We start from the raw sequence: 14,417 nt of genomic DNA on the forward strand, positions 1-14,417 counted from the left end.
ACACCAACGAATTTTAGGACGCAAGGAGAATAACCATGGCTGCTAAAGAACTGCTTTTTGACACCAAGGCGCGTGAACGACTGAAGAAAGGCATAGACACCCTGGCCAACGCCGTAAAGGTAACTCTGGGACCCAAGGGCCGCAACGTGGTCATCGAGAAATCTTTCGGTTCCCCGATCATCACCAAGGACGGCGTAACCGTTGCCAAGGAAATCGAGCTGACCGACAAGTTCGAGAACATGGGCGCCCAGATGGTCAAGGAAGTGGCCAGCAAGACCAGCGACGTGGCCGGCGACGGCACCACCACCGCTACCATCCTGGCCCAGGCCATCTACACCGACGGCGTGAAGCTGGTAACCGCCGGCCGTAACCCCATGGCCATCAAGCGCGGCATCGACAAGGCCGTGGAGGCCGTGACGGCTGATCTGGTCAACCAGACCAAGCCCACCCGCGACCAGAAGGAAATCGCCCAGGTCGGCACCATTTCCGCCAACAACGACCCGACCATCGGCAATATTATCGCCGAGGCCATGAACAAGGTCGGCAAGGAAGGCGTGATCACCGTTGAGGAAGCCAAGGGCCTGGAGACCACCCTGGAAGTGGTGGAGGGCATGCAGTTCGACCGCGGCTACCTCTCCCCCTACTTTGTGACCGATCCGGAAAAGATGCTTTGCGAATTGGACGAGCCGCTGATCCTGATCTGCGAAAAGAAGATCTCCAGCATGAAGGACATGCTGCCCGTTCTGGAGCAGGTGGCCAAGATGTCCAAGCCCCTGTTGATCATCTCCGAGGACGTGGAAGGCGAAGCCCTGGCCACCCTGGTGGTGAACAAGCTGCGCGGCACCCTGCAGGTTTCCGCGGTCAAGGCCCCCGGCTTCGGTGAGCGCCGCAAGGCCATGCTCCAGGATATCGCCATCCTGACCGGCGGTCAGATGGTTTCCGAAGACCTGGGCATCAAGTTGGAGAACATCTCCCTGAACGACCTGGGCAAGGCCAAGCGCATCGTGATCAACAAGGAAAACACCACGATCATCGACGGTGCCGGCGATCCTGAGCAGATCAAGGCCCGGGTGCGCCAGATCCGCAGCGAAATCGAAGAGACCACCTCCGATTACGACCGTGAAAAGCTGCAAGAGCGGCTGGCCAAGATCGTCGGCGGCGTGGCCGTGATCAACGTGGGCGCGGCCACCGAAACCGAGATGAAGGAAAAGAAGGCCCGGGTCGAGGACGCCCTGAACGCCACCCGTGCCGCGGTTGAGGAAGGCATCGTGCCCGGCGGCGGCGTGGCCCTGGTTCGTGCCGTGAAGAGCCTGGATGCCATCAAGACCGTGGACGACGACGAGGCCGCCGGTGTGGCCCTGGTCCGTCGGGCCATTGAGGAGCCGCTGCGGATGATCTCCGCCAATGCCGGCTTCGAAGGCTCCATCGTGGTGGAGAAGGTTAAGGACGGCAAGGACGGCTTCGGCTTCAACGCCGCCACCGGCGTCTACGAAGACCTGATCGCCGCCGGCGTCATTGATCCCAAAAAGGTGACCCGCATTGCGCTGCAGAACGCCGCTTCCGTGGCTGGCCTGCTGCTGACCACCGAATGCGCCGTGGCCGAAAAGCCTGAGCCCAAGAAGGACATGCCCATGCCCGGCGGCGGAATGGGTGGAATGGGTGGAATGGGCGGAATGTACTAAACGCCTGTCCACGAGAACGGACACTGCTTCTCAGCAAAAGGCCGGACATTTTTGTCCGGCCTTTTGTTTTTGGTGCGACAAGCAGGTCTTGCGCGCTTGCGCGAATTGCCGGGTTTGCTTTAACACGGTTTCAGGGCAAGGGTATGCGCGGGTCTAGTTGCCTGGTTTTCGAGAACGACATGAATCGTATGGGCAAGGGGTGGTCGGATGAAACGGTGTTTTGAAGATCTCTGCGGAACCATGGATCGGCTGGGGGTGCCCCGGGAGTCCAAATGGCGCGGCTTGATACTGTATATGCGCAGCATCAGGGACTACGATTTTTTGACCCCGACACAACGCGAGCGAACCCAGGAACTGGTCATGGAGGTGCTGCGCAAGAAGGACTTTTCCGATGAAGCCTTCCGCAGACTGGTCCGGGACAACGAGGGGATCATCAACGACCAGTGGCGGGAAAGACTGACCGAGGCCCTGCAGGATACCGCGCAGTTGATCAAACAATTTCAAGATCTGTTGGCGCATAGGAAAAACGACGTCCAGGAATTGAGCGCGATGACCCTGGAAACCATTCAGCGCGAACAACCCCTGGACGAAATGGTGCGTGGTATTCAGGGCGGCTTTCAGAAGATCGAGGGCCTGTTGCAACAGGATTTGGAAACCATCGTCTCCATGGGACTGACCGACGATTTGACCAAGCTGAACAACCGTCGGGCCCTGGACGCCTTTCTGAGCCGGGCCATTACCGAGGCCGTGGCTTCCGGAAAACCCTTGTCCCTTATTTTCATGGACATCGATCACTTCAAGAAATTTAACGACGACTACGGCCATCTGGTGGGGGATCAAGCCCTGGTCACGGTGGCCGCGATGATCCGATCCTTCGTCGAGTTCCAGGCCAAATTGAATTCGCGCGAATTTTTTCCGGCCCGTTTCGGAGGAGAAGAGTTCGCCCTGGTTCTGCCCGAGATTTCCGGGGAGGAGGCCGTGGCGCTGGCGGAGACGATCCGCAAGAAGATCGAGAACTACAATTTTCTGGTTCGCGACGCCGATGGCGAGGTGCTCTCGGCTGGAATCAAGATCACCATCAGCGCCGGAGTCGCGGAACTGCATGCCGGGTGCGGGCTGTGCCCAGGTATTTCCTCCCTGCTCGACGTCGCGGACAAGGCTTTGTATCAGGCCAAAAGCAGCGGCAGGAACAGGGTCGAGTTGTACTCGAAGGACTAGGCCGGAAAAGAACTCTCCCCTACACCACCGACGTCGGCAGGGCGGCCATGATCCGTTGGACCAAGTGCTCCAGCCCCTCGCCGGACGCCACGGAGATCCCTACGCCTTCCGGAAAAAGTCGGCCAAGTTCAAGCCGATCTTCCGCGGCGAGCAGGTCGAGTTTGTTGAGCACCAGCAAAGCCGGAATTTCGTGCAGCCCCATGTCCGTCAAAATGACACGGACGTCCCTGACCTGGCGCTCCAGCTCCGGATGAGAGGCGTCGGCCACGTGCAGAAACAGGTCCGCCTCGTCCAACTCTTCCAACGTGGCCCGGAAGGCCTCCTTGAGTTCCGGCGGCAGACGGCGGATGAACCCCACGGTATCCGTGAGAATTACTTCCCGGTGTTCCGGAAAACGGACCCGGCGGCTTGTTGGGTCCAGGGTGGCGAAGAGCTTGTTTTCGGCCAGCACCTCGCTGGACGTCAGCACGTTCAACAAGCTGGACTTGCCCGTGTTGGTATAACCGACCATGGCCACGACGGGCAGCCCCACCTTTTGCCGCCTGGTCCGGGTGGCTTCCCTCCGGCGGCGAAGCACATCCAATTCCTGCTTGATTTTGGCGATCCGCTGGCGGACCTTGCGCCGATCCAACTCCAGCTTCGTCTCCCCCGGTCCTCGTCCCCCGATCCCTCCGGCCAAACGGCTCATGGCCCTGTCCTGCCGGACCAGCCTCGGCATGGCATAGCGCAACTGGGCCATCTCCACTTGCAGTTTTCCGGCCCTGGTCTTGGCGTGCTGGGCGAAAATGTCCAGAATCAGCTGGGTCCGGTCCAGAACCTTGCGCTCGCTGAGCTGGGTCAGGTTGCGGATCTGGGTGGGACTTAAATCCTGATCGAAAAGCAGCAGACCGGCATTGGCCCGCAGGGCTTGAACCTCCAGTTCAGCCAGCTTGCCCTTGCCCAGAATGTGCTTGGGATTTTGGCGCGTCACCCGCTGGATCACCAGGCCGACCACGTTGATTCCGGCGGTCCGGGCCAGTTCCGTCAGTTCCTGGAGGTTGCGCTCCTGCTCGGCCCGGGAGAGCGTGTCCACGCTGACCAGCAGGGCCCGGTCCCCGGGCCGTCCGGCGTCCGGGGAGGCGTCCTGGGCGGCGATGGTCCTTCCCAGTTCCTCTTCAATGGCTTCGGTTTGCTCCACGAAATCGACGTGCACCTGGTCCCAGGAGACGGGTTTGGAAACGCGGTACGGTCCCTGGTCCGACACACCGGGCAGCAGGTGAGCCCAGGACAGCACGCTGGGCAGGCCCGAGGGGTCCAGGCCCAGGGCGGCGATGGAGTCCAGACGCAGAAAGATCAGGTCCATCAGATCTTCTTCGTTCAGGGAGTCTTGATTCAGGTGGGTGTGCAGCAGGCGCAGCCCGCGCAGACGACCCGGCCCGTGGCGGCCGGGAGGGAGTTCAGGGATGAGAATGCCGTGAGCGTCGCCCACGACGATGATTTTCGGACGACCCTGGCGATCAATGAGCAGTCCGATCTGGCGGCCCAGGTCCGTGCTGAGCATGGCCAACTCCCGGGCCTGTTCCAGGGTGTAGCCGCCCAGCGCGGGGTAGCGCCGTTGGTGGAGACGGGTCAGGGCCTTGATCTGGCTCGGCTTGAGTCCGGCGGTGTTGCCGTGAACTTGGGCGGCTATGTCGCGACCTCTCCGAAGTCTTTTTCCAGATAGCCCGCGATCATCGCGTCATAGGCGGAGGTCAGACGGAAGGTCTTGGCCGCGGTTTCGCGGCGCAGGGCCAAGCTGACATGATAGTGCTGGGAGCCCAGTTCGGCCATGATCCTGGGATAGTCGTCAGGGCCGGGAACCACCAGCACGCTGTGAAAGTTTTTCGCCGCGGCGCGGAGCATGGTCGGACCGCCGATGTCGATCTGTTCGACGCAGGCCCTCAGGGCCAGATTTTTCGCCAAAGCTTTGGCGAAATCGTACAAGTTGACGCAGATCAGGTCCAAGGGCAGCAGGTTGCGTTGGGTCAGGGTCCGAAGGTGTTCGGGATTGTCCTTGTCCGCCAGCAACGGGCCATGGATGTGCGGGTGCAGGGTCTTCACCCGCCCGTCGAGGATTTCGGGGAACCCGGTGACCTCACTGACGGCACGGACCGGAAGTCCGGCGTCCAGGAGCGTCTTGCGCGTCCCTCCGGTGGAAATGAGCCGGACCCCGCCCTGGTGCAGAAACGTCGCGAACTCCGCCAAGCCGGTTTTGTCCGTGACGCTGAGCAGGGCCTGTCTGATGGGCAATAATTGCATACCGTCCTCCCTGGCTTCGGACATGCCACAAGCCCGAAATCTTGGCAAGACGGCGCCTTGGCCCTGTATATGGGGAAATCCTTTCCTCTGGACGATCCGTCCGGACCGGGACTGAAGCCCGACCCGGACGATTTCGGTCACGACAGAGGAGAAATCACGGGATGCGCAGTGGTCTTTGGCAAAGGGAGTTTTTCAACGTCACTGGTTGCTACTGGGCCAGTTCCATCAGGAGTTCTTTCGCCGGATCATAGGAGGGATCGCTCTCCAGGGCCCGTTCAAGTTGTTCGCGAGCCTTACCCACCTGACCAAGCTTGACCAGGATACCTGCCAACGTGAACCGGATTTCAGCCTTGTCCGGATTGAGTTCCAGGAAGTTCTCCAAAGGGGCGAGGATCGCGTCCAGACGGTTCAGGCCGTGGCCGGCCTGAACGAGACCGTAGAGGGCCACCAAATTTTCCGGATTGTGTTCCAGGGCTTGGGAGAAATGGGTAAAGGCGCTGTCCAGGGCGCCGGTTTCCATTTCCACCAGGGCCATTCCGGCCAGGGACTTGTCGTTGGCTTCGATTTCCGAGGCTCGACGATACAGGCTGAGGGCGTTTTCCAGGTGTCCGCGCTGCACCGCCACCGTGGCCAGGCCCAAGTAGGGATCCGGATGGGTTCCGTTGGAATTGGCGGCCTTCTCATAATATTGCTCGGCCTTGTCCAGTTCACCCATGAACAAATAGCATTCCCCGAGTTCCTTGTTGATTTCGTAGTCGAGATGGCTGGTCATGATGGTCTCTCCTCTGAGTTGTTTGATCCGTATTGACGTCTGTTCGACTGACGTCCGACCTTTGTTGCGGAAGCTTTGCATCCTTCATGCCAATAATTCGCTGCAATCCTTGCCGCGCTTGATCGGCCCGCCTTCATCCGATCCTCTGTGTATCGTTGGAACGGGAGTTGCTTATATCCATGGCAATCAACCGCGCCCCATCGGGCTTGTTTTCGGGGTGATAATTACAAACATCCCGAAAATACAGGAGGAATGGAATCATGAAAAGCCTGTTTGGATCTCATATTCATCTCCAGGGAAAGGTCCTGGACATGCGCCTGGAACGTCAAAATGTCGTCGCTGGGAACCTGGCGAACATCAAGACTCCCGGCTACAAGGCCCGGAGTCTGGAGTTCGAGGAGGATTTGCAACGGGCTCTGGGCCTGGACGCCCGGGGGAAGATGACCCGGACCAGTCCCGACCATTTGCCGGCGGAGTTCGATGCCCGAAAATTTTCCGCGGACTTCATCAAGGATCTCAAGCCTCGGGTGGTGCAGGGCGAGGACGCCGTGGACCTGGACAAGGAAATGACCACCATGGCCAAGAACACTCTGCTCTACAACACCCTGATCACCACGCTGCAAAAGAACTTCGAAGGACTGAAAACCGTCATTACCGAGGGAGGCAGATAATGGACTTCATGACCGCCCTGGAGATCGGCGCGTCGGGTCTGAGCGCCGAGCGGACGCACCTGAACGTCATCTCCATGAATCTGGCCAACGTGAACACGACGCGAACCCCGGAAGGCGGACCGTATCGTCGCAAGAGCGTCGTCTTTCAATCCACGCCCCTGGATTCTCCCTTTACCAAGGCCATGCGTTCCGAGTTGGAGCGGGAAGTCAAGGGCGTGAAGGTTTCCGGCGTGGTCACGGACCAGCGGCCCTTCAAACGGGTTTACGACCCCGGACATCCAGACGCGGATGGGCAGGGCTACGTCAGCTTGCCGGACATCAACGTGGTCGAAGAGATGGCCAACATGATGACCGCTCTGCGCACCTACGAAGCCAACGCGGCCACGATCTCCTCGGCCAAGACCATGTTCAACAAGGCCCTGGAGTTGGGCCGATAACCTTCTTTTCGCTGACGCGAACTCACGGAGGACGTTATGTCCATATCCCCCATTGCCTTGAAGGCCTACAACCAAGCATCGCAAATGGCGCGGCCCGAGACCATCAAGCCGCATGAAGAGGTCCGCTCGTTCACCGATACGTTGAAGGGTTCGCTGGCCGAGGTGAACAACCTCCGTCATGAGTCCATCGGGATGATCGAATCCTTTGCCTCCGGCTCGAATCAGAACGTGCACGAGTTGATGATCTCCATGCAGAAAGCCAGCTTGTCCATGAGCATGACCTCCGCCGTGCGCAACAAGATCATGGAAGCCTATAAGGAAGTGCTGCGGATGCCTTTCTAATGTTTGAGGGTTCAGCGTTTACGGTTCATGGTTGGGGCAAGCGGCTCCGACCTTTGATCCATGCTCATTCCCTTCCAACCTCTTCCCGAGAATCTTCAGCCAACCTTCAACAATCACGTCGGAGCCAGCCATGCCTCCTTTTCTGGAAAATCTGAAAGCCAAGGCCCTGCAAATCTGGAGCGATTCCAGCGCATCTCAGCGCATCATGGTCGGCGGTTTGGCGGCGACCCTGGTTTTGGTCTTTTTCCTGCTCATGTACTGGATCGGTCGCCCGGATTACGCGGTTTTGTACGACCGCCTGACTCCCGAGGACGCCAGTCGGGTGAGCACCATCCTGCAGACCGGCAAGGAACCGTACCGGCTGGCGGACAACGGGCAGACCATTCTGGTCCCGGCGGATCGGGTTCATGAACTGCGGTTGCGTGTCGCCGGGGAGGGAGCGCTGCGCGGTCCGGGGTTGGGGTTCGAGTTGTTCGACGACGTCAAACTCGGCCAGACCGACTTCATCCAACGCATCAACTACCAGCGGGCCCTGCAAGGCGAGCTGTCCAGAACGATTTCCGAATTTCCGGAGGTGGAAAGCACCCGGATTCATTTGGTCATTCCGCATCGCAGCCTGTTCATCGAAGAGCAGAGTCCGCCGTCCGCGGCCGTGATTCTGACCATGAAACAGGGCTCCAGGCTGGACAACCGCCAGGTCCAGAGCGTGGTCAACCTGGTTACATCCTCGGTGGAAGGATTGACTCAGGATCACATCACCGTGTCCGACACCACCGGGCAGGTCCTGTACCAGCCCAAGAGTTCGGACACTTTGGAAGGTATGACCAACACTCAGTTGGAGTACAAGCTGCAACTGGAACAGAACCTGGAACGGCGCATCAGCCAAATGTTGATTCCGCTGTTCGGCCACGACCAAGTCATCGCCAAGGTGAACACGGAACTGGATTTCAGTCGACGGACCATCGTTAGAGAGTTGTTCGACCCGGACAGCGCCGTGGTCCGCAGCGAACAGAAAAGTGACGAAACCAGCATCGGACAGTCCAACCTGGAAGCCGGGGTTCCCGAACCGCAGTTTCAGGGGGACGGCTTCGCCGGCCAGGGTACCTATCAGGAAAGCGCTCGTTCCCAGTCCACGACCAATTTTGAAATCAACCGCGAAGAACAGCAGATCGTCATGCCTCTGGGCGAGTTGCAGCGATTGAGCGTGGCGGTTATCGTCGATGGAACATACGAGCCGGTGGCCGAGGGCCAAGGACATGTCTTCGTGCCGCGCAGCGCCCAGGAACTGCAACGGATCGAACAGCTGGTCCGCAACGCCATCGGCTTTGATGGGGCCCGGGGCGACAGCGTGGAGGTCTCCAGTATTTCCTTCGGCGCTCCGGAAATGATCCCGCCGCCGAGCCTGGCGGACGTCATTCTGGATTACGGTCGGCAGTTCGGCAAACCGATCCTGAATTTCCTGCTGGTCCTGCTTTTTCTGCTCCTGGTGGTCCGCCCCGTGGTGATGGCCATGATCCGTCCGCGTGTCGCCGAGCAAGACGAGGGCGCGATGGATGAATTGGAAGGGACGGAAGCGATGGCTCTGGAAGGTGCCGAGGCTCAAGAGTCCGAGGGTATGTTGGCTCAGCGCCGCCTGGAAGAGCTGAAGCAGGCCACCGCGGAGCTGTTTCAGAAGAACATGGAGCAGAGCGTCCAAGTTCTGAAGATCTGGCTGAAAGAGGAGAACGCCTGAAGTGGCAGATAAAATATCCGGTACGCAGAAGACGGCCATCCTGCTGTTGGCCTTGGGAGACAAGTGCGCCGTGGACGTGTTCAAACGCCTGGATCGTCGCGAGATCACCCAGGTGAGCAAGGCCATGGTGGAGATGGATTCGGTCCCCAAGGAGATGGTCGAGGAGGTGCTCAAGGAGTTCAACCAGGTCCTGGCCCTGGGCGAAAACATGCTGGTCGGCAGCCCGGACCGGGTGCGCAAGATGCTCCAGGGGCTGGACAGCGAAACGGCCAAATTCGTCTTGGACTCCTTGGAACTGGACACCGGGCCGGGGCCGTTCAAGGCTTTGGAAAGCATCAGCCCGAAGTTGCTGGCCCAGATTCTGCGCAACGAACACCCTCAGACACTGGCCTTGATTCTGGGTCACCTGGAGTCGGAGCAGGCCGCCGGGCTGCTCCAGAACATGACCGCCGGGGTCCGGGCCGAAGTGCTGATCCGCTTGGCCCGCCTGGAGGCCGTTCCCGCGGACATGCTGGAGGACGTGGGCAAGGTGCTGGATCGGCAACTGATCGCCATGGGCGGTCGCGAAGGCCGGAAAGTCGGCGGAGTGTCGTCGGTGGCCGAGATCCTCAACGCAGTGGAACGCGCCACGGAAGAGGAAGTGTTGGCGGACATCGAAGAGGAATCCACTCAGCTGGCCGAGGAAATCCGACAGCTCATGTTCGTGTTCGAGGATATCAAGACCCTGGACGACCGTGGCATTCGGGAACTGCTCAAGGAGGTCAGCAACGACGAACTGACCCTGGCCTTGAAGGGTGCCAGCGAAGAATTGCGGGCCAAATTCTTTTCCAACCTGTCCGAACGCGCGGCCACCATGATCAAGGAAGATCTGGAAATCATGGGACCGGTCAAGCTGTCCGAGGTGGAAACGGCCCAGATGAACGTGGTCAAGGTGGTTCGTCGGCTGGAAGCCGAGGGCCGGATCATCATCACGGGCAAGGGAGGCGGCGATGTCCTTCTCTAATCCTGATGGCGTCCGATCCGGAGGGAAAATCCTCATCGGTCCCCGCTCCGTGGGGTTGTCCGAATTGACTCTGGCCGGCGGGCGTCAAGCCGCCTGGAGCATGGAGGCCGAAGAGGAATACTTGGTCCGGGTCCGGGCCAAGGCCCAGGTCATGGCCAAGGATATCCTGGCCCAGGCCATGGAAGAGGCAAAGCAAATCAAGGTCCAGGCCAGGGACGAAGGCTTTCGCGAGGGCCAAGCCAAGGCCGATACCCAGTTGAAGCAAGTCCTGGAACAGGCCGCCGGGCAGTGCGCCGCGGTGATCAGCTCCATTGAAGAACAGGGCCGAGCCGTGTGGCAAACTCACCGCGGCGACCTGGTGATGCTCTTGCACGTCATGGTGGAAAAAGCCATCGCCGTGGAGCTGGACGTGCATCGCCGGGAGAGCATGGCCAATCTGCTGGACCAGGCCGTGGACATGATCGACGCCAAGCGCAAGGTGATCATTGCCGTCAATCCGCAAGACCGCGGACTGATCGAAGACCTCTTGACCTTGGGAAAATCGGACGGCGACCGTCTGACGGCCTGGAAAGTCAAGGATGATCCACGAATCGAACCCGGCGGGCTGATCCTGGAGTGCGATCACGGGATGGTGGACAACACCGTCGCGTCACGCAAAGCCGGCCTGCGTGAAATTCTGGACCAACTGACCCTGGAGGAAAACGGCTGATGGGGCTTTGTCCGCAAAGTTGCGCCAACGTGCTCCGAGAGACGGACCCGGCCCGAACCTTCGGCAAGGTTTCCAAGGTCGTCGGCCTGCTGGTGGAAGGCCGGGGCATGAAGGCTTCCCTGGGATCGTTCTGCCGCCTGCTCTCGGACGACGACCCGGAAGGCATTCCCGCCGAGGTGGTCGGATTCCGTAACGGTTCGGTGCTGTTCATGCCCTACGGCGAAATGCGGGGCATCCGGCCCGGCAATCTGATTCAGAATTCCAACACTCCGCCTCTGTTCCCCGTGGGCAAGCGGATGTTGGGTCGGGTCCTGGACGCCTTCGGCCAACCCATGGATTCGGGCCCCGTGCTGCAACCATCCCAGTACTATCCTCTGCACGCCGAACCGCTCAACCCCCTGAAACGCCCTCGGATTCACGCTCCGCTGGACACCGGGGTCCAGGCCATCAACGGCCTGCTGACCCTGGGAAAGGGCCAGCGGGTGGGGATCATGGCCGGTTCCGGGGTGGGCAAGAGCACCATGATGGGCATGATCGCTCGCTACACCAAGGCGGATGTGAACGTCATCGCCCTGGTGGGCGAGCGGGGACGCGAAGTTTTGGATTTCATGGAAAAAGATTTGGGACCGGAGGGCTTGGCCCGCTCGGTGCTGATCGTGGCCACCTCGGAACAGGGGCCGCTGGTCCGGATGCGGGCCGCGTTCGCGGCCACGGCCGTGGCCGAATATTTCCGGGACAAGGGCCAGGACGTGATCCTGATGATGGACTCCGTGACCCGGTTCGCCATGGCCGCCCGCGAGGTGGGTCTGGCCGCCGGGGAACCGCCCACCACCAGAGGGTACACGCCCACGGTGTTCGCCATGCTGCCCCGGCTCCTGGAGCGGGCCGGAAACAGCGAGCAGGGCAGCATCACCGGGATTTACACCGTGTTGGTGGAAGGCGATGATTTTACCGAACCCGTGGCCGACGCGGTCCGCTCCATCCTGGACGGCCACATCGTGCTCACCCGGGAGCTGGCCGATCAGGGCCATTACCCGGCCATTGACGTGCTCAAAAGCGTCAGCAGGTTGCGCGCGGACGTCACCCCGCCGGAAGTCCTTCAGGCCGGCCGGGAGGTAATTCGCTCCCTGGCCACGTTCAAAAAGGTGGAGGATATGGTGAATATCGGGGCCTATGCCAAGGGCAGCAGTCAGGAAATTGACATGGCACTGCAACGCATCGGCCCGATCCAGAACTACCTCCGCCAACAGGTGGACGAGTGTCGCCCCCTTGAGGACAGTTTTTCCGGGCTGTTCGCTTTGTTGGACAAGGACGCCGGGAAGTGACGCCATGTCGTGAAGCCGACCGGGACAACGGACCGTTCGGCAAGGCCAGGGGACTGGTGGTGGCCGGAACCCACAGCGGATGCGGCAAAACCCTGGCCACGCTGGGGCTGGCGGCCGCTTTCCGGGAACGAGGGCTCCGGGTCCAGGGATTCAAGGTCGGGCCGGACTTCATTGATCCCACGCATTTGGCCGCGGTCAGCGGCCGTTTCGTCCACAATCTGGATGGCTGGATTCTGAGCCGAGACGTGGTTCTGGAGCTGTTCCACCGGTACGCCCGGGACGTGGACGTCTGCCTGGTGGAAGGGGTGATGGGCCTGTTCGACGGCGCATCCGGCTCGGAGGAGAGCGGTTCCACGGCCCAGATGGCCAAATGGCTGGGCTTGCCCGTGGTTCTTGTGGTGGACGCCCGGTCCCAGGCCCGCTCCGCCGCGGCCCTGGTGCGCGGCTTTCGGGACTTTGATCCGGAACTGCGACTGGCCGGGGTGATCTTTACCCAGGTGGGCGGGCCAAGCCATGAAGCCTTGCTCCGCGAAGCCATGGCCGCGTACCTGCCGGAGCTGCCTTGCCTTGGTCTTTTGCCTCGCCGACCGGATCTGGTCCTGCCCTCCCGGCACCTCGGGTTGGTCATGGCCGCTGATTTGGGCCGGTCCCCGACGGAAAAGTCGTCCGAAGACGCGACGGGGGGGACATCAGGGGGGATATCGAGGGCAGAAAATCAGGGTCGGGAACAAACCACGTTCTGGGACTCCCAGCGTCGGGAAAGCTTGGCCGCCTGGGCCGAACAAGGACTGGATTTGGATCGAATCCAGCGAATCAGCGCACAGCCGGGCTTCGCGAACCCTGCTTCAGCAGGCCGGGCGACCGAATCGGCGTCGCCACTCAGGATCTGCCCCAAGGTGGCCCCCAGAGTGGTCTCCGGAGTGCCTCACGGAGTGACCATCGGCGTGGCCAGAGATCCGGCCTTCTGTTTTTATTACCAGGAAAACTTGCGATTACTGGAACGGGCCGGGGCGCGGCTGGTCTTTTTTTCTCCCCTCACGGACGAGCGGTTACCAGAAGGCGTGGCCGGATTGTACCTGGGAGGTGGTTACCCGGAACTCTATTCCGACGGGCTGGCCGCGAACCATGCCCTGCGCGAGGCGATTCGAACGGCCGCCCAGGAAGGGATGCCCGTTTATGCCGAATGCGGGGGCATGATGTACCTGCTTTCCGAGCTGGAGGACGTGGACGGGAAGCGTTTTCCCATGGTCGGCCTTTTACCGGGTCGGGCCAAGATGCTTTCCCGATTCCAGGCCCTGGGCTACAGGAAGGTGGAACTGCTTGCCGATAGCGTTTTGGGGCCCGTAGGGACCGTGCTGCGCGGCCATGAGTTTCATTATTCCAAGCTGGAAGGGCTTTCGGAAAACGCCTGCGAGCCGGCCTTTCGGGTCGCGGATCGCCGGGATCGGGAGAGCCTGGCTGGTTTTCGACACAGCAACGTGATGGCCTCGTACGTCCACCTGCATTTCGGCTCTCATCCACCGGCCGCCGCCGCGTTCACGCGGGCCTGCGAGCGCTTTGCGGCCAACCGCAACCAAAGGATTTGATCATGACCGAGTTGGAGCCGATCCCCCTGAATTCCGCCGGGCTGGATATCGAGACCGAGTCCATGCGGATCATCGATGCCGAAGTTCCGCCTCCGAGGCCCTTTGGCGACGCCGAGTGGCCGGTTGTCCGGCGGATGATCCACGCCAGCGCGGACTTTGAACTCTTGGACCTGGTTCGGTTTCACCCCCGGGCCGTGACGGCCGGGCTGGAAGCCTTGCGCCGAGGTTGTCCGGTGATCACGGACACCCGCATGGCCCAGGCGGGCCTGTCTCCAAGGCTGTACGCTCCCCTCGGGTGCGAGGTGCATTGCCTGATCAGCGACCCTGAAACCCTGGAACAATCCCGGCTTACCGGCTCCACCCGCGCCGCCGCGGCGGTGGACGTGGCGGCCCAGCTCTTCCAAGAGGCCATATGGGTGGTGGGCAACGCCCCCACGGCTCTGCTCCGTCTTCTGGAGTTGATACAAGGCAAAGCCGTGATCCCGAGCCTGGTCATCGGCATGCCGGTGGGGTTCGTCCAAGCCGAGGAATCCAAACAAGCCCTGCTGGAATCCGAAGGGATCCCCTTCATCCTGATTCGCGGCCGCAAAGGCGGTTCGGCCCTGGCCGCCGCGGCTCTGAACGCCCTGGCCGGGATGGCCCTTGCCGATGTTCCGGTGTAGG

General features: G+C 61.0%; 14 protein-coding genes. 11 read left to right on the forward strand and 3 right to left on the reverse strand.

Translation table 11 applies throughout. From position 1 onward, the window contains the following. The first annotated feature begins 35 nt into the window (after positions 1-35). Both groL and DESLA_RS0111505 read left to right on the forward strand, forming a co-directional pair. Positions 36-1,682, forward strand: a complete 1,647-nt coding sequence (gene groL, locus DESLA_RS0111500; RefSeq protein WP_028572558.1) for a chaperonin GroEL — start codon at positions 36-38, stop codon at positions 1,680-1,682. Positions 1,683-1,889: 207 nt separating this feature from the next. Then, positions 1,890-2,900, forward strand: a complete 1,011-nt coding sequence (locus DESLA_RS0111505; protein WP_051434620.1) for a GGDEF domain-containing protein — start codon at positions 1,890-1,892, stop codon at positions 2,898-2,900. A 19-nt stretch (positions 2,901-2,919) separates the two neighbouring features. Here DESLA_RS0111505 and hflX read toward each other — a convergent pair whose 3' ends face one another. The 3 genes from hflX to DESLA_RS0111520 all read right to left on the reverse strand — a co-directional run bounded on the left by hflX (position 2,920) and on the right by DESLA_RS0111520 (position 5,949). Then, entirely contained in the window at positions 2,920-4,440 is a 1,521-nt protein-coding gene (gene hflX, locus DESLA_RS0111510) for a GTPase HflX (RefSeq protein ID WP_245590050.1), read from the reverse strand. Positions 4,441-4,565: 125 nt separating this feature from the next. Further along, positions 4,566-5,177 carry an IMP cyclohydrolase gene (locus DESLA_RS0111515; RefSeq protein WP_028572561.1) on the reverse strand — a complete coding sequence of 204 codons (612 nt, stop codon included), beginning with the start codon at positions 5,175-5,177 and terminating at the stop codon, positions 4,566-4,568. 208 nt (positions 5,178-5,385) lie between these two features. Beyond that, positions 5,386-5,949 (reverse strand): tetratricopeptide repeat protein, encoded by a 564-nt coding sequence (locus DESLA_RS0111520; RefSeq protein WP_028572562.1) that lies wholly within the window; start codon positions 5,947-5,949, stop codon positions 5,386-5,388. A gap of 260 nt (positions 5,950-6,209) precedes the next feature. On the opposite strand from DESLA_RS0111520, the gene flgB reads away from it, so the two are divergent. The 9 genes from flgB to DESLA_RS0111570 all read left to right on the forward strand — a co-directional run bounded on the left by flgB (position 6,210) and on the right by DESLA_RS0111570 (position 14,416). Beyond that, a complete protein-coding gene (flgB, locus tag DESLA_RS0111525; protein ID WP_028572563.1) occupies positions 6,210-6,620 on the forward strand; it encodes a flagellar basal body rod protein FlgB in 411 nt (136 codons plus the stop codon). Beyond that, a complete protein-coding gene (gene flgC, locus DESLA_RS0111530; RefSeq protein ID WP_028572564.1) occupies positions 6,620-7,057 on the forward strand; it encodes a flagellar basal body rod protein FlgC in 438 nt (145 codons plus the stop codon). Before flgB ends, flgC begins: the two co-directional genes overlap by 1 nt. Before the next feature lie 36 nt (positions 7,058-7,093). Then, positions 7,094-7,399: a flagellar hook-basal body complex protein FliE gene (gene fliE / locus DESLA_RS0111535; protein WP_028572565.1), complete on the forward strand. Its 306-nt coding sequence runs from the start codon at positions 7,094-7,096 to the stop codon at positions 7,397-7,399. A 130-nt stretch (positions 7,400-7,529) separates the two neighbouring features. Beyond that, a complete protein-coding gene (gene fliF / locus DESLA_RS0111545) occupies positions 7,530-9,131 on the forward strand; it encodes a flagellar basal-body MS-ring/collar protein FliF (protein WP_028572566.1) in 1,602 nt (533 codons plus the stop codon). 1 nt (position 9,132) lies between these two features. Further along, positions 9,133-10,134 carry a flagellar motor switch protein FliG gene (gene fliG, locus DESLA_RS0111550; protein ID WP_035261753.1) on the forward strand — a complete coding sequence of 334 codons (1,002 nt, stop codon included), beginning with the start codon at positions 9,133-9,135 and terminating at the stop codon, positions 10,132-10,134. After that, complete coding sequence (locus DESLA_RS0111555) at positions 10,121-10,843, forward strand: FliH/SctL family protein (RefSeq protein WP_028572568.1); 723 nt, start codon at positions 10,121-10,123, stop codon at positions 10,841-10,843. Before fliG ends, DESLA_RS0111555 begins: the two co-directional genes overlap by 14 nt. Continuing rightward, the gene (locus DESLA_RS0111560; RefSeq protein WP_028572569.1) at positions 10,843-12,168 is read left to right on the forward strand and encodes a FliI/YscN family ATPase; all 1,326 of its coding nucleotides are present in this window, start codon (positions 10,843-10,845) and stop codon (positions 12,166-12,168) included. The genes DESLA_RS0111555 and DESLA_RS0111560 overlap by 1 nt, the downstream gene beginning before the upstream one ends. Continuing rightward, on the forward strand, positions 12,165-13,754 hold the full coding sequence (locus DESLA_RS20175) for a cobyrinic acid a,c-diamide synthase CobB (protein WP_084032033.1): 1,590 nt from the start codon (positions 12,165-12,167) through the stop codon (positions 13,752-13,754). Before DESLA_RS0111560 ends, DESLA_RS20175 begins: the two co-directional genes overlap by 4 nt. Before the next feature lie 2 nt (positions 13,755-13,756). Further along, positions 13,757-14,416, forward strand: coding sequence for a precorrin-8X methylmutase (locus tag DESLA_RS0111570; protein ID WP_028572570.1), 660 nt, complete (start codon positions 13,757-13,759; stop codon positions 14,414-14,416). Position 14,417: the final 1 nt, after the last annotated feature.

The organism is Desulfonatronum lacustre DSM 10312 (assembly GCF_000519265.1).
Lineage (GTDB): Bacteria > Desulfobacterota > Desulfovibrionia > Desulfovibrionales > Desulfonatronaceae > Desulfonatronum > Desulfonatronum lacustre.